Raw genomic sequence first — 17,961 nt, 5'->3', positions numbered from 1 at the left:
GCGTGAACATCCTGATCCTGGGGGCAGGCCAAGTCGGCACCTCCGTGGCGGCCGCCCTGGCCTCCGAGAACAACGACATCACCGTCGTCGACACCGACCACCAGCGCCTTCGCGACCTCGCCGAGCGGCTCGACATCCGCACCGTCGTCGGCCACGGTTCGCTCCCTTCCGTGCTGTCGCATGCCGGCGCCGAGGAGGCCGAACTGCTGGTGGCGGTGACCTCCAGCGACGAGGTGAACCTTCTCGCCTGCCAGATCGCCCATTCGCGCTTCCGCACGCCCACGCGCGTGGCGCGCCTGCGCGAGTCGGAGTACCTCGAGCTCGGCGTGCTGAAGGACCCGCGGACGTCGCCGGTGACGGCCGCGATCAGCCCTGAAAACCTCGTGGTCCGCCACATCGACCGCCTGATCGGCTACCCCGGCGCGTTGCAGGTGCTGGATTTCGCCCAGGGGCGCGCCCAGCTCGTCGCGGTGCGTGCCGTCGAGGGCGGCGCCTTGGTGGGGCACCAGCTTCGCGAGCTGCGCAGCCACCTCCCCGCCGGGGCCGACGCGCGCGTCGCGGCGATCTTCCGCCGCGGCAAGCCGGTGAAGCCGGAAGCCAGCACGGTCATCGAGATCGATGACGAGGTCTTCTTCCTCGCCGACCGGCGCCATATCCCCGCGGTGATGGCCGAGCTGCGCCGCGTCGAAAAGAAACCGACCCGTCGCGTGCTCATCGCCGGCGGCGGCAACATCGGACGCAATCTCGCCAAGGCGCTGGAGAGCCGCTATTCGGTGAAAGTGATGGAGCGCTCGCGCGAGCGCGCCCGCTCGATCGCGGAGGACCTGCTGAATTCGATCGTACTGGTCGGCGACTGCGCCGACGAGGAGCTGCTGCGCGAGGAGAACATCGACCAGACGGACATCTATTGCGCACTGACCAACGACGACGAGGCCAACATCCTGTCGGCGATGCTGGCCAAGCGCCTCGGCTGCCCGCGCGTGCTGGCCCTGATCAACCGCCCGGCCTATGCCGAGCTGGTCGAGGGCGGCAGCATCGACATCGCGGTCAGTCCGCAACAGGTCACGCTCGGCGCCCTGCTCGCGCACATCCGCGAAGGCGCGCCGGCGCAGGTGTACTCGCTGCGCCGCGGCGTGGCCGAGGCCGTGGAGGTCGTCGCCCGCGGCGACCGTCGCAGTTCGCAGGTGATCGGCCGTGGCCTCGAGGAGCTCGCCCTTCCCCCTTCCGCCACCATCGGCGGCATCGTCCGCGGCGACCAGCTGCTGATCGCCCACCACGACGTGGTGGTCGAGCCCGAGGACCACCTGATCGTCTTCGTGATGGACAAGCGTGAGATGCCGCAGGTGACCGCCCTGTTCCAGGCCGGGGCGACGTGGCTCTGAGCCCCTACTCCTTGTTGTCGGAGCGCTCGCGCACGCTGCTGCGCATCTTCGGCGCGATCATCGGCCTTTCGGCGACCATCTCGCTGCCACCGTTGCTCATGGCATGGTGGTGGAACGAGCCCAGTGCCACCGCCTTCCTCGAGAGCTTCCTCGTGGCCGGCATCGCCGGCTTCATCCTGTGGTTCCCGGTGCGCCACGCCCATTACGAGATGCGGTTGCGCGACGGCTTCCTGATCGTTTCCGGGGTGTGGATCATCGCCATCCTCGTGACGGCGCTGCCGTTCATGCTCACCGAGCCGTACCTGAGCTACACCGACGCGGTGTTCGAGGCGGCGTCGGGGCTAACGACGACCGGCGCCACCGTCATCGTCGGCATCGAGGACCTGCCCAAGAGCGTGCTGTTCTACCGAGCTTCGCTGTGCTACTTCGGCGGCATGGGCATCGTGATCCTCGCGGTCGCGATCCTGCCGATGCTGCGCATCGGCGGCATGCAGCTGTTCCGCGCCGAGACCACGGGCCCGCAGAAGGACAGCAAGCTCACGCCGCGCATCGCCGACACGGCCAAGGCGCTCTGGCTGGTCTACACCGGCCTCGTACTGCTGTGCACGCTGTCGTTCTGGGTCGGCGGCATGACCTTCTTCGACGCCGTCTGCCATGGCATGAGCGCGGTGGCGACGGGCGGCTTCGCCAACTACGACGCCAGCTTCGGCCACTGGAACAGTGCGTTGCTCGACAGCATCGCGATTGTCTTCATGTTCCTCGGTGGGCTGAATTTCGGCCTGCACTGGTACGCGTGGCGGCGCGCGACGCTCGGCCACTACAAAGCCGATTCCGAGTTCCTGAGTTTCCTGTGGATCTGCGTGGCGGTGAGCCTCGTCGTGGCGTTCGCGGTCTGGGTCGGCGGCCGCTTCGAGAGCCCGCTGGAGGCGGTGCGCCACGCCACGTTCCAGGTCGTTTCCAACATCACCACCACCGGCTTCGTCACCACCGGCTTCGTCGACTGGCCCGGCTTGGCGCCGCTCGCCCTGATGATGGTCGGCTTCGTCGGCGGCTGCGCAGGCTCGACCTCGGGCGGCATGAAGGTGGCCCGCGTGCAGATGGTGGTCCGCCAGGGCTTCCGCGAGCTCAAGCAGCTCGTCCACCCGAAGGGCCAGTTCCTCGTCAAGGTGGGAGGGAAGCGCGTCTCGGAAAGCGTCGTGATTTCGGTCGCCGGCTTCTGCACGCTTTACATCCTCGCCTTCCTCGCCTTCCTCGCCATGACGCTGGCGCTCGCCGCTGATGGCGTCGACATCGAGACCGCTTTTTCCGCCGTGGCTGCCTGCATGAACAACATGGGGCCGGGCCTTGGGGCGGTGGCCTCGCATTTCCGCGACATGAGCGACTTCGCGGTGTGGGTGTGCAGCTTCGCGATGGTGCTCGGGCGCCTCGAGGTGTTCACCCTGCTCGTGCTGCTGACGCCCCAGTTCTGGCGGGATTGATGCCGGCATCGCGCGGCATGAGCGAGCGCAGCCGCTCGGCCAGTGCCTCGGCATCGGCCAAGGCCAGGTAGGGGATTCGCAGCGGCGGCTCCATCGGCGAGGCGCCCGCGGTGTCGAGGTGCAGGGTGGCCATCCCGTGGCGGCGGTCGAAGGGCGACTGGGTGACCTGCAGTGCGTGCAGCTTCCTCGCCTCGGCGAAGCGCCAGTGGCGGTCCAGCCAGCCCTGCCGGAAGGCGATGACGCCGCCTTCGAGCGTCCAGGCCGAGTAGCGCGCCCAGACGCGCGCCCGGAGGAAAAGCAGGCCGAGCAGCGACAGGGCCCACAGGCCAGCGGCCCCTTCGAAGTAGATGAGCACGGCCGTACCGGCGAGGACCACCGTCGCCAGCGGGGCGAACACCCGCCACCACGCCCGCGCATGCAGCGGCTGCCAATCCGCGAGTGGCCAGCCGCGGTCCGGCAGCAGGGCGGCGAGCATGCCGTCCATGCCGTTGGGCGTGGCGAGGGGCACGAGGTCGCGCACCGATTGGCTCTCGTTCACGGTCTCGATCGCGGCCCGGTCCACGCGGAGGCTCTGGCGCCCAAACCAGCGGTGCAGCAGCGTTTCGCGCAGCGAATAGGCCTGGATGCGTCGCTTCGGAAGGTGGGTGCGCACCCGGCTCAGGAGCCCGCGCTCCACCCGGAGCTCGCGCTCTCCCGCGTACAGGCGGAAGTCGTGGAACTGCAGGATCGCCAACGCCACCGAAAGCAGGCGAACCGCGATGACCATGGCCAGGAGGAGGGCCAGGGCCAGCGCGACGTAGGCCGCCGGCCCGAGGTGCCAGGCCTCGGCGAACGCGATGCCCTCGCGGCCCACCGATTCGATGCCGTTGCTCAGGCGCTTTGTGAGCGCGTCGCCGGCCTGCGTCAGGTAGGCGAAGCCCGCGGCCACGACCAGCATGCCGCGGTTGGAGATGAGCCCGAGGCGCACCAGTTCGCGCGTCGGCAATTCGAGCCAGAGGATCGGCGCGCGATCCTCTTCGCCGTCGACGGGCGCGGCGCGCATGTCGGCGCCCGGCGCGGCGCGTGCCCGAGGCGCGCCGGCGCGCACGAGGGCCTCGAGCGCATGGGCCTGATCGAGTTTGAGCACCTGCATCTGCGCCTCGGCCTGGCCCATGCCGCCCGCCGACTCCAGCCTCACCTCCGCCACGCCCACCAGCCGATGCAGCAGGTTCTGGTGCAACGTCACGTTCTGCACGCGGTCGAAGGGGATCAGTCGGACGTTGCGCTGCAACAGTCCGCTGCGAACCACCAGCGCGGCCTCGAGGAATCCGTAGCGGTAGGTGAAGTACTGCCACACCGCAACCACCGCCAATGCCGCGGCGCCGGCGAGGCCGATCAGGTCGCCGATATCGTCGCCTTCTTCCCGGCTTCCGCCGAGCAGGAGGACGAGCAGCGGCAGCGCGAACATCCGCAGCTGCGCGATCAGGGTGAACAGCCAGGACAGCGGGTGCAGGCGATGGGTGGCGACGGCCTGCAGGGCCTCGCGATCGTCGCGATCGGGCGTGCCGTGGGGCTCAGCCATGCGCGCCGTCGTCATGCTCGCGCTCGCGGGGGACGAGCGCATCGCGCAGCCGGTTTGCGCTGTCCTCGTCGAAGCCCGGCTGGCGAACGGCGTTCAAGCGCGTGCCGGCCGTGTGCACCACCAGCGTGGCGAGGCCGTAGCGGCGCTCGATCGGCCCCCGCTCGATGTCGAGGTGTTGCACCCGCGCCCGCGGCACCAGGACCTCGGAGCGCCAGAAGAAACCACGGCGTACGCGCAGACCGTCCTCGTCAAGCCGCCACCGCGTGTAGCGGAAGGACAGCGCCGCCCGCCAAAGCGCGAGTCCGAGGCTCGCCGCCAGTACGCCGGCGGCCATGCCCAGATGCCACCAGGCCGGACCATCGGCGAAGGCGAGCGCGGCGGCCGGCACGGCGCCGAACGTGGTGCCGAGCACGGTGCCGGTGATCGCCGACGCGAGGCGGAAGCACCGCCGCGCGGCGTCGGGAAGCGGTTGCCAAGGCGCATCGCCAGGCCAGTCCAGCAGCGTGTCCGTCATCAATAGCATTCCGGCCAGTAGGGATTCACGAGGGGCTCGTTCGCGCGTTGGCCCTTGAACCGCTTGTAGGTCCACTGGTACTGCGAGAGGTCGCGCCGGACGAACGCTTCCACCGCTGCGTTGAGCGCATCCACCCCGGCCTGCACGTTTCCCGAGGTTGCGGCGGCGGGCAATGGTTCGATGACGACGCGGAAGCGCCCGTCCACGAGCCGCTCGGCGACCGCCAGCAGGAAGCGGGCGTCGGGATGCCGTGTGCCAAGGCGATGCACCAGGGTCATCGTCAGGCACGGTACGCCGAAGAAGGTCGACCACTGCCCGCCCGCTTCGTCCGGGGTCTGGTCGGGCGTGATCCCCACGGTCTGCCCGTGCCGTAGGGCGCGCAGCAGGGGCTTCATCCCATGCACGTCGGCGGGCAGGGCGCAGACGCCGCCACGACCGCGCGCCATGCGAAGGAAGGCGTCGACCGCCTCGAACTTGGCCCGCGTGTAGACAAGGGTCAGGTCGCGGCGTGCGGCAAGCCACTGCACCAGCAGCTCCCAGTTGCCGTAGTGGGGGGCGACGATGACCACGGGGCCGGCGTCTTCGGCCGCCTCGAGATGCGCCAATCCCACCACGTCCACCACCGTGCGCAGGTTCGCGGCGCGCGGCCGGGTCCAGAAGCGAAGGCTCTCGAGCAACGTGAGCTGGGTCTGCACGAGCGAGGCGTGGGTCAGGCCGGGGTCGAGCCCGGTAAGCCGCAGGTTGCAGTCGATCACGCGCACCATGCCACCGCGGCGCCGGCATTCACGCGCGGCGAGGCGCTCGGCGATGGCGCGGCGGAGGCCGGGGCCGGGAAGCCCGGCCAGCCAGGCGGCGATGCGAAGCGCGTGGGCGGACAGGGGGTATCGCATCCCCGGAGTCTAGCGGAGCCGGCTTGACTCCCCTCGTGCCGGAGCGCGAGCCTCCGTCGATGATCGCCCTCATCCAGCGCGTGCTGCGTGCCCACGTCGACATCGGCGGCGAAACCGTCGGTGCCATAGGCCCCGGCCTTCTTGCCTTCGCCTGCGTGCAGCCCGGCGACACCACCGGCCGTATCGAGAGGATGGCCGAGCGCCTCGTGGCCTACCGCGTATTCGCCGACGCGTCCGGGCGCATGAACGTCGGCCTCAAGGACCACGGTGGCGGACTGCTGCTGGTGAGCCAGTTCACCCTCGGCGCCGACACCCGCTCCGGGCTGCGCCCGAGCTTCTCCACGTCGGCTCCCCCGGAGGAGGCGCGGGCCGGGTTCGAAGCCTTCGTCGCCGCCTGCCGGGCGCGGCTGCCGGTGGTGGAGACCGGGCGCTTCGGGGCGGACATGCAGGTGATGCTGGTCAACGACGGGCCGGTCACGTTCTGGCTCGAGACCTGAGCATTGTGCCCCTGCTGAACGGAAACCCTTTTCCGATCAATTATTTGGCGCTAGTGCCGGGCCCGCGGGTATAATAGCGGGTTCCCGCTCTCTCCTCTCGGTACCCCTCCATGGCAACTCCGCGTCCGGAGCAGCAGTCCGAAATCAAGCAGCTGATCAGCAAGGGTCTGGAACAGGGTTACCTGACCTACGCCGAAGTCAACGACCACCTGCCCGACGACGTCGTCGATCCGGAGCAGATCGAAGACATCATCGGCATGATCAACAGCATGGGCATCGAGGTGCATGAAGTCGCACCCGACGCCGAAACCCTGTTGCTCACCGACGCGACGAGCACCCGCGAGGCGGACGAGACCGCCGCCGAGGAAGCCGCCGCGGCGCTGACGGCGCTCGACGCCGAGGGTGGCCGCACGACCGACCCGGTGCGCATGTACATGCGCGAGATGGGCACGGTCGAGCTGCTGACCCGCGAAGGCGAGATCGCCATCGCCAAGCGCATCGAGGAAGGCCTGCACCAGGTGCAGAACTCGCTTGCGGCGTTTCCGTGGACGATCCAGATCATCCTCGACGACTACGCGTTGCATCAGGAAGGCAAGAAGCGCCTCTCCGAGATCGTCACCGGCTTCGCCGACCTCGAGACGCCCGAGCTGTTCGGCGGCGCGCCGATCGAAGCGGTGGCCGACGAGGAGGAGGAGGTCGAGGTCGAGGGCGGCGACGACGAGGAGGGCGAGACCCAGACCGGCCCGGATCCGGTCGAGGTCGCGCGCCGAATGGAGCTCCTGAAGGCGCACTTCGGCAAGTTCGAGAAGACCCACGCCAAATACGGCTCGGCCGACAAGAAGACGGTCAAGGCGCGCGAGGAGATGGCTGGCGAGTTCATGAAGCTCAAGCTGCCGCTGGCGCTGATCGATGCGCTGGTGCGCAAGGTCCGCGAGGTCGTTTCCGAGATCAAGGACCACGAGCGCAAGGTGCTCGACATCTCCACGCGGCTGGCCAAGATGCCGCGCAAGGACTTCATCAAGGCGTGGCCGGGCAACGAGACCAACCTCGAGTGGGCCGACGAGATCATCCGTCGCAAGCAGAAGTGGTCGTCGGGCATGCGCGAGCACCGCGACGCCATCCTCGCCCAGCAGAACGCCCTGATCGCGCTCGAGGGCGCCCTGTGCCTCACGCTCGGGGAGATCAAGGACACGTCGCGCGCGATGGCCTACGGCGAGGCCAAGGCCCGCAAGGCGAAGAAGGAGATGGTCGAGGCCAACCTGCGCCTCGTGATCTCGATCGCCAAGAAGTACACCAACCGCGGCCTGCAGTTCCTCGACCTGATCCAGGAAGGCAACATCGGCCTGATGAAGGCGGTCGACAAGTTCGAGTACCGCCGCGGCTACAAGTTCTCGACCTACGCCACCTGGTGGATCCGCCAGGCGATCACCCGCTCGATCGCCGACCAGGCGCGCACCATCCGCATCCCGGTGCACATGATCGAGACGATCAACAAGCTCAACCGCATCTCGCGGCAGATGCTCCAGCAGTTCGGCCGCGAGCCGACGCCGGAGGAGCTGGCGAAGGAAATGGACATGCCGGAGGACAAGATCCGGAAGGTCCTGAAGATCGCCAAGGAGCCGATCTCGATGGAGACGCCGATCGGCGACGACGAGGACAGCCACCTCGGCGACTTCATCGAGGACACGAACGCCGAGTCGCCGCTGGAGAACGCGACGACCACCGGCCTGTCCGAAACGGTCCGCACCGTGCTCTCCGGCCTGACGCCGCGCGAGGCCAAGGTGCTGCGCATGCGCTTCGGCATCGACATGAACACGGACCACACGCTGGAAGAAGTCGGCAAGCAGTTCGACGTGACCCGCGAGCGCATCCGCCAGATCGAGGCCAAGGCGCTGCGCAAGCTGCGCCACCCGAGCCGGTCGGAGCAGCTGCGCAGCTTCCTCGACCTCGAGTAAGCCACCACGCCTGCCGAGACGACGAAGCCCCGCGATGCGGGGCTTCGTTTTTCCGGGGCGTTAGAATCACGACGCGGCGGGCCCATAGCTCAATGGTCAGAGCACGGGACTCATAATCCCTTGGTTCCAGGTTCGAGTCCTGGTGGGCCCACCAGCCGTCTTCAGTGGGTGCGAGCTGCCGCGTCGTTGCATGCCCATTGCGCGACGACCGCCATACGGATCGCGCGGATCAGTTCCGCCGACGTGGGGAATCGACGGTCGGCGGTGGGGTTGGCCAGCGCCCAGGCGTCACCCAGCGTCGTGCGCCCGGCGATCGTGCGGCCACGGAGCCGCTCCCACGCGGAGGCATTCGGCTTCCCGAGGTAGGCAAGGATGGCGTCCTTGGTGGACGCCGCCAAAGGCCCGTCGGTGCCGGTGCAGCCCTTGAAGATCCCCGGCTCGTTCATGCCGGCCGAGCGGACGGCGTGGGGGGTGGTATCGGTCAGGGTGTCGAACACGGCAGGCTCCGGGAGGGGTCTCCCGAAGCGGAGCAAGATTCGTGCCAGTCTTTTGGCGTGATGGGCGTCAAGTTCCGGGCGCCGATGGCGCCGGAAATCCGTGCCCTGGGGTCAGGCTGCCGGGTCGAGGAAGCCGTCGCGGCGCCAGGTCAGCACGAGCGTGTCGCGGTGGCCGGCCGTGCCGTCCGGCTGCAAGGGCGTCGTCTCGTGGATCATCCGGGCGTCGTCGAGCAGCAGGGCCGTGCCAGGTTCGACCATCGTGAAGCGCAGGCCCGTGGGCCCGTCGGCCTGGAAGACCCGGGTTTCGCCACCCCGGACAGCAGCCCGGTCGACCAGCACCACGGCCACGTAATCGACCCCGTCGCGATGGGCGCCTTCCGGGGTGGGCCGGCCGATGCCTTGGGCGGTATCGATGCGGAACTGGTGGACTTCGACGAAGGGCAGGGGGTGGCCCGCGGCGGCGGTGCAGACGGCGCCGAGGCCGGTGATCAGCCCGAGGAACGCCGGGTCCGCCAGCGTGGTGTCGAGCACCGGCGCGAACCAGCGCTCGTAGCCGCCGTGCAGGGCGTTGTAATCGGTGGGCTGCCAGTGGGGGCGGTCGACTCGCTGTTCGATGCGCCGCCCGTCCTCGCTCATCACCAACGAGGCATGGCGACGGAAACGGTAACGGCCGCCGTCGCGCAGATGCTCGTCGGGCGGGAGGTCGGCCCAGTGCGCGGCGAGGCCGGCGAGGGCCGGCGGAGTCACGCCTGCGGCACGTGCGCTGGCCGCCGGCGACAGGCGGGCGAAGCCCTGTGTGGCGAGGATCGCCGCCGGGGTGTCATCGTCGAGGCGCCAGGACGGCGTGGTGATCGCGCTCATTCGCGCATTGTGCGGTGCCGGCGCGGCCGCGGGCAGGGGGCGCCGGCTCGGGCACAATGCCGCGCCCTCATTTCGTGATGCCGCCATGCTCGATGCGATCGAAACCACCACCGGTGCCAAGCCGGTCTTCTCGGTGATCTGGCTGCACGGCCTCGGCGCCGACGGCCACGATTTCGCGCCGATCGTGCCCGAGCTGGTGCGCAAGGAATGGCCGGCGCTGCGCTTCGTGTTCCCGCACGCGCCGGTGATGCCGATCACCATCAACAACGGCCACGCGATGCGCGCGTGGTACGACATCGTCAGCCTCGACTTCTCGACGGTGCGCGAGGACGCCGCCGGCGTACGGCGTTCGATCGCCGACGTGGATGCCCTGGTGGCCCGCGAGCGCGACCGCGGTGTTCCGGCGAATCGCATCATTCTGGCCGGCTTCTCTCAGGGCGGCGCGATCACGCTGGCCGCCGGCTTGCGCCGCGAGCAGCCCTTCCTGGGGCTCGCTGCGCTCTCGACCTATTTGCCGCTGGCCGCCGAGACGGCCGCGGAAGCGACGCGGCAGGGCCTCGCCACGCCGGTGTTCATGGCGCACGGCACGCAGGACCCGGTGGTGCCGCTGTCGGCCGGTCAGAAGTCGGCGGAGGCGCTCAAGGCGCTGGGCATGGACGTGGCGCTGCGCCGCTACCCGATGCCGCACTCGGTCTGCGCCGAGGAGATCCGCGACCTCGGCGACTGGATGACGGCGCGTTTCGCCGGCTGATCCCGCCGTTGCGTGCTCCGGGGCGCTTCAGCGCGCCTCGTGCTCGGCCAGCACGTGCGAGCCGACCATGATCATCTTCAGCATCTCGACGAGCTGCTCGACGATCTCGCCGCGGCGCTCGCGCGGCAGGTCGATGGCCGTGCCGCCCATGGCGAACACGAGGCGCGTCATGGCCGTCGCCACCAGGGCCGGCGCGTGCACCGGCCGGCCGCCGGCTTCCGACAGTCGCACAAGGTCGATGCACAGCTCTTCCTCGAAGGTGCGCAGCTCGCGCTCGACGGCGGCCTTGTAGGCGTCCGACCCGACCATGCCCTCGCGCAGCAGGATGTGCAGCAGGCGCTCGTCGGCGTCGAGCTGCTCCATGAAGGTCTCGATCGAGGTGCGGATCACGCTGCGTCCCGGCCGCACCCGCGTGCGGGCCTCGCGGATGATGGTGCGCAGGCTCCGACCCCCCAGTTCGATCAGCGCGATGGCCAGCGCGTCCATGTCCCGGAAGTGCCGGTAGAAGCTGTTCGGGGCGATGTCGGCCTCGCGCGCCACCTCGCGCAGCGACAGCGTCGAGACGCTGCGGTGCGGCCCGAGCAGGCGCAGGGCGGCGGCGATCAGGTCGTCGCGGCTGATCTGCGGCTTGCGGCCGGGGCCCGAGGGCGTGGCGCGGGTGGGATGGAGGGGAATCGGGTCGCTCATGGGGCCAGTGTAGGGGTGGTGCGGCGGCGGACGCTCCCGGGATGAACGCCAACCGGCGGGCCGGTTGAATTCCGGGATGCTTGTCTATACGTCTGTCTGCACGACTGTATAGTATTCCCCGGCGCCACCTCAGCCGAGCCCTGCATGTCCTTCGCCCTTGCCCCGCCCCCGTTCCGCCCTGCCTGGCATTACTGGCGCGGCCTGCTGCAGCCGGGCTGGAGCCCCTACGGCAACACCGCGCGGCTGATCCGCCGCGAGGCGGCGTCCGCGGACAGCGAGACGCTCTGGCTGAAGCCCTTCCAGCGCCTGCGCGACTGGCAGCCGGGGCAGCACCTGAGCTTCGGCTTCGAGGTGGACGGCCGTCGCTTCCAGCGCAGCTTCACCCTCACCAGCCTGCCGGGCCAGCGGGAGTTCGCGATCACCGTGCGAAAGGTGGCCGGCGGTCGTTTTGCCGACTGGCTGTCCGAGGCCCGCGAGGGCACCCGACTCCAGATCAGCGAGCCCTGGGGCGGCATGGCCTTTGAATTGCCTGACGCGCCGCAGCGGATGCTGATGGCGGCCGGCAGCGGCATCACCGCGGCCATTGCCCAGGTGCGCGCGGCGGCGGAACGCGGCCAGCTGGCGGGGCTCTCCCTCGCCTACTGGGTGCGCGAGCGCGCCGAGGCCTGCTTCGTCGAGGAGCTGCGCACGCTGCAGTCGCGCTTCCCGGATTTCCAGTTCCGCCTGTTCCTCACCGGTGAAGCCCCGCAAGCCGCGCACGAGGCGGAAGGCCGGCTCGACGAGGCCACCCTCGCGGCCCTGCCCGGTAGCCCGAAGGGTGCCGAGGTGCTCGCCTGCGGCCCCACCGGCTTCGTGGCGCGCGTCGAGGCCCTGCTGCGCGAAGCGGCCGCCCGCATCGCCACCGAGAGCTTCACGCCGCCGGTGCTGCGCGTGCCCGAGGTGCCCGCCGCGGCCGTGCAGCTCACGCTGCTGAAGAGCGGTCGCACGCTCAGCATTCCCACCGACACGCCCCTGCTCGCCGCCCTCGAAGCCGCCGGCCTCAACCCGGAGCACGGCTGCCGCCAGGGCCTCTGCGGCCGCTGCACCTGCGCGAAGGCCAGCGGCGTGCACGTCGACCTGCGCGACGACAGCGCCCATCCCGAAGCCAGCACCGCGCTGAAACTCTGCGTCAGCGCGGCCCGCACCGACCTTGCGATCGACCTCTGACATGACCGCCCACGCCCCCCTGCTCACCGGCGAGCGCCTCGAAGCCTTCGGCGCCGAACTCGACGCCCTGCGCGACAAGCACGTCCGCGACCTCGGCGCCGCCGACGCCACGTACATCCGCCGCGTCCGCCACGTCGTGCGCTGGACGGAAGTGCTCGGCCGCCTCGCGATCTACGGTGCCGCTCCGGCCCCCTGGCTGTTGTGGCCGCTGTGGGTGCTGGGCGTGCTGCTGCTCGGCATCTCCAAGATCGTCGACAACATGGAGCTCGGCCACAACGTCATCCACGGCCAGTACGACTGGATGAACGACCCGAGCCTGCAGGGCGACCGCTTCCAGTGGGACCACTTGTGCCCCTCGGACTGGTGGCGGCAGACGCACAACCACAGCCACCACCAGTGGACCAACGTGCGCGGCAAGGACGACGACGTGGGCTACGGCCTGCTGCGCATCTTCCCGGAACAGCGCTGGACGCCGTTCGCGCTGGGCCAGCCGATCTACGCGGCCCTGCTGGCGGTGTTCTACCAGACCGGCATCGCCATCCAGCACCTGAAGCTCGGCCGCTACGTGAAGGGTCGCCGCTCGTGGCGCTACTTCCTCTCGGACGCGAAGCCGCTGCTGCGCAAGCTGCCCTGGCAGGGCGGCAAGGACTACGTGGTGTTTCCGCTGCTGGCCGGCCCGTTCTTCCTGCCGGTGCTGCTGGGGAACATGGCCGCGAACCTCGTCCGCAACCTGTGGACCTTCGTCGTGATCTTCTGCGGCCACTTCACCGCCGATGCGATCACGTTCACGCCGGCCCAGGTGAAGGACGAGACGCGCGCCGGCTGGTACCAGCGCCAGATCCGAGGCTCGTCGAACATCGCGGGCGGCTTCCTCATGCACTTCATGACCGGCAACCTCAGCCACCAGATCGAGCACCACCTGTTCCCCGACCTGCCGGCGCGTCGCTACGCCGAGATGGCGGTCGAGGTGAAGGCGCTCTGCGCGAAGTACGGCGTGCCCTACAACACGGGCTCGCTGCCGAAGCAGTTCGGCGAAGTGGTGTGGCGCATTCTTCGCCACGCCTTCCCGAGCCGACCGCACTGGGTGCCCACCACGGCCTGACGGCGCCGGCGCGGCATTCGGCAATAATGCGGGCATGCCGCCCGTCGCCGATCGCCTGAGTCTCCCCGATTTCTGCTCGCGCGGCCGCCTGCTGGCCGCCATTGCGGCCGGGCAGGTGGTGATGCTGACCATCGCGCTGGCGCCGACGCGTGCACCGCGCTGGGATTTCACCGAGTTCGCTTCCGCCAGCGCGTTGGCCACGTGGATCGCGATCGCCTCGGCGGTGGCGCTGTGCAAGCTGCGGCCGTGGCTGATGCGCCTCCCCCCGCGCGTCGATTTCGCCGCGGCCACCGCCGTGCCGATGCTGGTGGCGCTCTTCGGTGCCGGGGCACTCAACTACATCGCCGCGAGCCTCGGCCAGTTCGTGCTCGACGCCGGGGTCAACCGCCAGTTCGTCCTCACCACCGCCGGGCTCACCGGCCTGATCGCCACCATCGCGCTGCGCTACTTCGCCGCCCAGGACCGCTGGCGCGCGCAGGTGCAGGCGGTCTCGCAGGCGCAGATGGACGCCTTGCAGGCCCGCATCCGGCCGCATTTCCTTTTCAACTCGATGAATTCCATCGCCGCGCTGGTGCGTCGCGACCCCGCCGCCGCGGAGCGCGCGGTGGAGGATCTGTCGGAGTTGTTCCGCGCCGCGCTCGGGGCGCCCGGGCAGCGCGGCACGCTGGCGGACGAGATCCACCTTGCCCAGCGCTTCCTCGGGATCGAACAGCTGCGTCTCGGTCCCCGCCTGCTCGTCCGCTGGAATGCCGCCGCGGGCCTGCCGATGGACCTGCCGCTGCCGCGCCTTGTCCTGCAGCCGCTGCTGGAAAACGCGGTGGTGCACGGCGTGGCCCGTCTGAAGGAGGGGGGTGAAATCCGGATCGACTTGGCGGTCGCCGACAGCCTCCTGCGCATCGACGTCGGCAACCCGCGACCGCTGGCCGCCGACGCGCGCCCGGGCAACGGCCATGCCCTGGAATCGATCCGCCAACGCCTGCGCCACCAGTTCGGCGATGGGGCGCGGATGTCGGCCGAGGCCACCGAGGGCTACTATCGCGTCCGCCTCGAACTGCCGATCGGTGCCGCTGCCTGATGCCATGGATGTCCTGATCGCCGACGACGAACCTCTGGCCCGCGAGCGCCTCGCCGGGCTCCTTGCCGAGCTGGGCGGGCACCGCGTTGTCGCCGAAGCCGGCGATGGGCGCAGCGCGCTCGACGCCTGCCTGAGGCAACGTCCGGACGTCGTCCTGATGGACATCGAAATGCCGGAGATGGACGGCCTCGAAGCCGCACGGCACCTCGCTGGCCTCGAATCGCCGCCCGCCGTGGTGTTCTGCACCGCCTATGACGAGCATGCGCTGGCGGCCTTCGATGCCGCCGCCGTCGACTACCTGCTGAAGCCGGTGCGCGCGGAGCGACTTGCCGCTGCGCTGCGGCGCGCCGCGGAGCGCCGCGCCGGGCGCCAGCAGGCAGCGGCCGCGCCGGCGCTTCCGGGGCGTTCGCGAACCCACCTCGCGGCGCGGCTGCGGGGCTCGCTGCGACTCATCCCGGTCGCCGACATCCGTTACCTGCAGGCGGAGGAAAAATACGTCGTCGTGCACCACGCCCGCGGCGAGGACCTCGTCGAGGATTCGCTGAAGGGGCTCGAGGCGGAGTTCGCCGGCCGGTTCCTCCGCATCCATCGCAACTGCCTCGTCGCCCGCGAGCAGATCGGCGAGCTGAGGCGCTCCCCCGAAGGCGTCGTCCACGCGGTGCTTCGCGATGGCGGCGCCATGCTCGAAGTGAGCCGCCGCTGCCTGCCCGGCCTTCGCGACGAGCTGAAACACCTGTAGCGCCGCCGACGGCGCCCCACACGGAACCCCATATGACCCTGATCCGACTGGCCACGCGCGAGAGCGCGCTCGCGCTCTGGCAAACCGAACATGTCGCCTCGCGCCTGCGCGCCCTGCACCCCGGACTCGACGTCGAGCTGGTGCCGATGACCACCCGCGGCGACCAGATCCTCGACCGCGCGCTGGCCGCGGTGGGCGGCAAGGGCCTGTTCCTGAAGGAGCTCGAAGTCGCGATGCTGGAAGGCCGTGCCGATGCGGCCGTGCATTCGCTGAAGGACGTGCCGATGGACCTCGACGGTCCCTTCGTGCTGGCGGCCATCCTCGAGCGTGCCGATCCCTTCGATGCCTTCGTCAGCAACGCGCACGCCACGCTCGACGCGCTGCCGCGCGGCGCTCGCGTCGGCACCAGCTCGCTGCGCCGGCAGGCCCAGCTGCGCGCGCTTCGCCCCGACCTCGAGCTGCTCGACCTGCGTGGCAACGTCAACACGCGCCTCGCGAAGCTCGACGCCGGCCAGTACGACGCGATCATCCTCGCCTGTGCCGGGCTGCAGCGCCTTGGCTTCGACGCCCGTATCCGCGAGCGCCTGACGCCGCCGCGCCTGCTGCCGGCCGTGGCGCAGGGGGCCATTGCCATCGAATGCCGCGACGGTGATGCCGACATCGCGCGCCTGTTGCGCGGCCTGGACGACGGCACCACGCGCGTCTGCGTCGAGGCCGAGCGCGCGATGAACCGCGCCCTGCACGGCAGCTGCCATGTGCCGGTCGCGGGCTTCGCCGAACTGTTCAACGAGAAACTGCTGCTGCGCGGCGCGGTGGGCGACGCCAACGACGGCCGCTTGGTGCGGGCGGAAGCGAAGGGCAGCGCCGCCGATCCGGAAGGCCTCGGCCACCGCGTTGCCGAAGCCCTGCTGGCGCAAGGTGCGGGCGAATTGCTGGGGCTCAGAAGGGGAAGTAGCGCGGGATGAACAGCACGGCCAGCGCGAAGAACAGCAGGTTGAGCGGCAGGCCGATCCTCATGAAATCGGAGAAGCGGTAGCCGCCGGCGCTGTAGACCATCGTGTTGGTCTGGTAGCCGACCGGCGTGGCGAAGGCCGTCGACGCGGCGAACATCACCGCGACCAGGAGCGGCTTGGCGTCGACGCCCAGGGTTTCCGCCGTGCCCAGGGCGATCGGTGTCAGCAGCACGGCCGCGGCGTTGTTGCTCATGACCTCGGTCAGCACCGCGGTGACGAGGTAGAGCGCGGCCAGCGCCGCGATCGGGCCGAAGCCGCCCAACGGCGCCAGGGTGTAGTCGACGATCAGGGCGGCGAGGCCGCTGTCGCGCATCGCCACCCCGAGCGGGAACACGCCCGCGAGCAGAACGATCACGCGCCAGTCGATCGCGGCGTAGGCCTCGTCGGGCTCAAGGCAGCGCAGCAGCACGAGGGCGATGCAGCCGAGCAGGGCCGATTCGACGATCGGCATGACGCCGGCGGCGGCCAGTCCGACGACGCTGGCCATCACGCCGACCGAGACGAGGGCGCGCGTCCAGTCGATGCGCTGCTCGTTGCGTTCCGAGACCACCACCAGAGCGGGGTCGCGGCGCAGGTCGGCCAACTCGCGCTGCGGCACGTTGAGCATCACGAGGTCGCCGGCGGTGAGCGGAAGGGCGCGCAGCTGCTCGGCGACTCGCTGGCCTCGGCGGTACAGGGCGATCACCTGCGACTGGTGCTGCTCGGGGAGTGCGACTTCGCCGAGCGATCGGCCTTCCAGCCGGCTGTTGGGCGCGACCATCGCCTCCACGAGGATGCCTCGATCGCCCTGCGGAACGGCCTCGAGCTGCAGCCCGTGGGCGTCGGCGAAGGCCGTCAGCTTCGGCCATTCGCCCTGCACCAGGAGCCGGTCGTCGACATCGATGGCGGTGCTCCGCGGGGACCAGTGCTTCTCGTCGCCGCGGATCAGCTCCAGCACGTAGACGCGGTGCGTCTCCATGGCGCGGATGTCGGTCACGGTGCGCCCGACCAGCGGCGACCGGGCCGGCACGCGAAGCTCGGTGACGTACTTCCCGATCTCGTCACTCGGTGGCAGCGCTGGTGCTTCGCGCTCCGGCAGCAGGAATGGGCCGGCGATCAACAGGTAGCCCACGCCGAAAGCAAGGAAGATGACGCCGAGCTCGCTGAATTCGAACAGGGTGAATCCCGGCTCGCCGGCCTGCTTGGCGATGCCGTTGACCAGCAGGTTGGTGGACGTGCCGATCAGCGTGCACACGCCGCCCATCTGCGCGACGTAACTCAGCGGGATCAGGAACTTCGACGGGGCCCGGCGGCTGGTCGCGGCGGCCGCCAGCAACAGCGGAAGGAACACCGCGACGGCCGCGGTGTTGTTGATGAACGCCGACACCGGGCCGACCACGGCCAGCACGATCGCCAGCATCAGCCAGGGATTGCGGATCCTCGACATCGCCCGGCCGAGGCCGAGCAGGGCGCCGCTTCGCGACAGCCCGGCGCTGAGCACGAACATCGCCGCCACGGTGATGGTCGCCTCGCTGCTGAAGCCCGCCAGGGCGTCGTCGGGGTCGACCAGCCCCAGCACCAGCAGGGCGGAAAGCACCATCAGGGCGATGACGTCCACCCGCAGCCGCTCGCTGATGAACAGCGAAGCGGCGACGACGAGGATGGCGAGGGTCAGCCATGCGTCCAGGGGGAAGGCTCCTGCAGGATCAGGCCGAGGAATGTAACCCGGCGATGGCGGCCGGCCGAGGCCTTTGCGATGCTAGCGGCCCCCGCG

The 17,961-nt window shown here is 70.0% G+C and carries 17 protein-coding genes and 1 tRNA gene; 11 read left to right on the top strand and 7 right to left on the bottom strand.

Annotation, left to right across the window (positions count from 1 at the left end):
• Nucleotides 1-2: 2 nt before the first annotated feature.
• Both trkA and ACYVAK_RS03910 read left to right on the top strand, forming a co-directional pair.
• Nucleotides 3-1,382 (top strand): Trk system potassium transporter TrkA, encoded by a 1,380-nt coding sequence (gene trkA / locus ACYVAK_RS03915; RefSeq protein ID WP_461058166.1) that lies wholly within the window; start codon nucleotides 3-5, stop codon nucleotides 1,380-1,382.
• Nucleotides 1,373-2,860, top strand: a complete 1,488-nt coding sequence (locus tag ACYVAK_RS03910; protein ID WP_461058164.1) for a TrkH family potassium uptake protein — start codon at nucleotides 1,373-1,375, stop codon at nucleotides 2,858-2,860. Before trkA ends, ACYVAK_RS03910 begins: the two co-directional genes overlap by 10 nt.
• On the opposite strand, the gene ACYVAK_RS03905 is transcribed toward ACYVAK_RS03910, so the two are convergent.
• The 3 genes from ACYVAK_RS03905 to ACYVAK_RS03895 are packed head-to-tail and all read right to left on the bottom strand — an operon-like array spanning nucleotide 2,817 to nucleotide 5,825.
• The gene (locus ACYVAK_RS03905; RefSeq protein WP_461058163.1) at nucleotides 2,817-4,421 is read right to left on the bottom strand and encodes a PH domain-containing protein; all 1,605 of its coding nucleotides are present in this window, start codon (nucleotides 4,419-4,421) and stop codon (nucleotides 2,817-2,819) included. The two genes, ACYVAK_RS03910 and ACYVAK_RS03905, sit on opposite strands and share 44 nt — an antisense overlap.
• Nucleotides 4,414-4,935, bottom strand: coding sequence for a PH domain-containing protein (locus ACYVAK_RS03900; RefSeq protein WP_461058161.1), 522 nt, complete (start codon nucleotides 4,933-4,935; stop codon nucleotides 4,414-4,416). The genes ACYVAK_RS03905 and ACYVAK_RS03900 overlap by 8 nt, the downstream gene beginning before the upstream one ends.
• Nucleotides 4,935-5,825 (bottom strand): LpxL/LpxP family acyltransferase, encoded by an 891-nt coding sequence (locus tag ACYVAK_RS03895; RefSeq protein WP_461058159.1) that lies wholly within the window; start codon nucleotides 5,823-5,825, stop codon nucleotides 4,935-4,937. Before ACYVAK_RS03895 ends, ACYVAK_RS03900 begins: the two co-directional genes overlap by 1 nt.
• A 59-nt stretch (nucleotides 5,826-5,884) precedes the next feature.
• On the opposite strand from ACYVAK_RS03895, the gene dtd reads away from it, so the two are divergent.
• From dtd to ACYVAK_RS03880, 3 genes are all read left to right on the top strand, one after another.
• Nucleotides 5,885-6,322 carry a D-aminoacyl-tRNA deacylase gene (gene dtd, locus ACYVAK_RS03890; RefSeq protein WP_461058157.1) on the top strand — a complete coding sequence of 146 codons (438 nt, stop codon included), beginning with the start codon at nucleotides 5,885-5,887 and terminating at the stop codon, nucleotides 6,320-6,322.
• Between the two features lie 110 nt (nucleotides 6,323-6,432).
• Nucleotides 6,433-8,277 (top strand): RNA polymerase sigma factor RpoD, encoded by a 1,845-nt coding sequence (gene rpoD, locus ACYVAK_RS03885; RefSeq protein WP_461058155.1) that lies wholly within the window; start codon nucleotides 6,433-6,435, stop codon nucleotides 8,275-8,277.
• 78 nt (nucleotides 8,278-8,355) lie between these two features.
• Nucleotides 8,356-8,431, top strand: a tRNA-Ile gene (locus tag ACYVAK_RS03880).
• A 7-nt stretch (nucleotides 8,432-8,438) separates the two neighbouring features.
• On the opposite strand, the gene ACYVAK_RS03875 is transcribed toward ACYVAK_RS03880, so the two are convergent.
• Together ACYVAK_RS03875 and ACYVAK_RS03870 are read right to left on the bottom strand one after the other, a co-directional pair.
• Nucleotides 8,439-8,774: a hypothetical protein gene (locus ACYVAK_RS03875; protein ID WP_461058153.1), complete on the bottom strand. Its 336-nt coding sequence runs from the start codon at nucleotides 8,772-8,774 to the stop codon at nucleotides 8,439-8,441.
• A gap of 111 nt (nucleotides 8,775-8,885) precedes the next feature.
• Entirely contained in the window at nucleotides 8,886-9,635 is a 750-nt protein-coding gene (locus ACYVAK_RS03870) for a 2OG-Fe dioxygenase family protein (RefSeq protein WP_461058151.1), read from the bottom strand.
• 85 nt (nucleotides 9,636-9,720) lie between these two features.
• On the opposite strand from ACYVAK_RS03870, the gene ACYVAK_RS03865 reads away from it, so the two are divergent.
• Nucleotides 9,721-10,386, top strand: a complete 666-nt coding sequence (locus ACYVAK_RS03865) for an alpha/beta hydrolase (RefSeq protein WP_461058149.1) — start codon at nucleotides 9,721-9,723, stop codon at nucleotides 10,384-10,386.
• 27 nt (nucleotides 10,387-10,413) lie between these two features.
• Here the strand turns inward: ACYVAK_RS03865 and fabR are convergent, their stop codons facing one another.
• A complete protein-coding gene (gene fabR / locus ACYVAK_RS03860) occupies nucleotides 10,414-11,073 on the bottom strand; it encodes an HTH-type transcriptional repressor FabR (protein ID WP_461058147.1) in 660 nt (219 codons plus the stop codon).
• Nucleotides 11,074-11,217: 144 nt separating this feature from the next.
• On the opposite strand from fabR, the gene ACYVAK_RS03855 reads away from it, so the two are divergent.
• From ACYVAK_RS03855 to hemC, 5 genes are read left to right on the top strand one after another with little or no spacing between them, the layout of a single operon-like run.
• Nucleotides 11,218-12,279 carry a flavin reductase family protein gene (locus tag ACYVAK_RS03855; protein WP_461058145.1) on the top strand — a complete coding sequence of 354 codons (1,062 nt, stop codon included), beginning with the start codon at nucleotides 11,218-11,220 and terminating at the stop codon, nucleotides 12,277-12,279.
• Nucleotide 12,280: 1 nt separating this feature from the next.
• Nucleotides 12,281-13,381 (top strand): fatty acid desaturase family protein, encoded by a 1,101-nt coding sequence (locus ACYVAK_RS03850; RefSeq protein WP_461058143.1) that lies wholly within the window; start codon nucleotides 12,281-12,283, stop codon nucleotides 13,379-13,381.
• Between the two features lie 34 nt (nucleotides 13,382-13,415).
• Nucleotides 13,416-14,456 carry a sensor histidine kinase gene (locus tag ACYVAK_RS03845; protein WP_461058141.1) on the top strand — a complete coding sequence of 347 codons (1,041 nt, stop codon included), beginning with the start codon at nucleotides 13,416-13,418 and terminating at the stop codon, nucleotides 14,454-14,456.
• A 4-nt stretch (nucleotides 14,457-14,460) separates the two neighbouring features.
• Complete coding sequence (locus tag ACYVAK_RS03840) at nucleotides 14,461-15,195, top strand: LytR/AlgR family response regulator transcription factor (protein ID WP_461058139.1); 735 nt, start codon at nucleotides 14,461-14,463, stop codon at nucleotides 15,193-15,195.
• Between the two features lie 32 nt (nucleotides 15,196-15,227).
• Entirely contained in the window at nucleotides 15,228-16,160 is a 933-nt protein-coding gene (gene hemC, locus ACYVAK_RS03835; protein ID WP_461058137.1) for a hydroxymethylbilane synthase, read from the top strand.
• Here the strand turns inward: hemC and ACYVAK_RS03830 are convergent.
• Nucleotides 16,135-17,907, bottom strand: coding sequence for an SLC13 family permease (locus ACYVAK_RS03830; RefSeq protein WP_461058634.1), 1,773 nt, complete (start codon nucleotides 17,905-17,907; stop codon nucleotides 16,135-16,137). The two genes, hemC and ACYVAK_RS03830, sit on opposite strands and share 26 nt — an antisense overlap.
• Nucleotides 17,908-17,961 lie beyond the last annotated feature (54 nt).

The organism is Silanimonas algicola (genome assembly GCF_054777375.1).
The sequence above is the reverse complement of the archived record's forward strand: the minus strand, read 5'-3'. Positions and strand labels throughout refer to the sequence as shown.

Coding starts and splice junctions, on each gene's coding strand:
- ACYVAK_RS03905 (WP_461058163.1), bottom strand. CDS start 4,421: ATGGCTGAGCCCCACGGCACGCCCGATCGCGACGATCGCGAGGCCCTG.
- ACYVAK_RS03900 (WP_461058161.1), bottom strand. CDS start 4,935: ATGACGGACACGCTGCTGGACTGGCCTGGCGATGCGCCTTGGCAACCG.
- ACYVAK_RS03895 (WP_461058159.1), bottom strand. CDS start 5,825: ATGCGATACCCCCTGTCCGCCCACGCGCTTCGCATCGCCGCCTGGCTG.
- dtd (WP_461058157.1), top strand. CDS start 5,885: ATGATCGCCCTCATCCAGCGCGTGCTGCGTGCCCACGTCGACATCGGC.
- rpoD (WP_461058155.1), top strand. CDS start 6,433: ATGGCAACTCCGCGTCCGGAGCAGCAGTCCGAAATCAAGCAGCTGATC.
- ACYVAK_RS03870 (WP_461058151.1), bottom strand. CDS start 9,635: ATGAGCGCGATCACCACGCCGTCCTGGCGCCTCGACGATGACACCCCG.
- ACYVAK_RS03865 (WP_461058149.1), top strand. CDS start 9,721: ATGCTCGATGCGATCGAAACCACCACCGGTGCCAAGCCGGTCTTCTCG.
- fabR (WP_461058147.1), bottom strand. CDS start 11,073: ATGAGCGACCCGATTCCCCTCCATCCCACCCGCGCCACGCCCTCGGGC.
- ACYVAK_RS03855 (WP_461058145.1), top strand. CDS start 11,218: ATGTCCTTCGCCCTTGCCCCGCCCCCGTTCCGCCCTGCCTGGCATTAC.
- ACYVAK_RS03850 (WP_461058143.1), top strand. CDS start 12,281: ATGACCGCCCACGCCCCCCTGCTCACCGGCGAGCGCCTCGAAGCCTTC.
- ACYVAK_RS03845 (WP_461058141.1), top strand. CDS start 13,416: ATGCCGCCCGTCGCCGATCGCCTGAGTCTCCCCGATTTCTGCTCGCGC.
- ACYVAK_RS03840 (WP_461058139.1), top strand. CDS start 14,461: ATGGATGTCCTGATCGCCGACGACGAACCTCTGGCCCGCGAGCGCCTC.
- hemC (WP_461058137.1), top strand. CDS start 15,228: ATGACCCTGATCCGACTGGCCACGCGCGAGAGCGCGCTCGCGCTCTGG.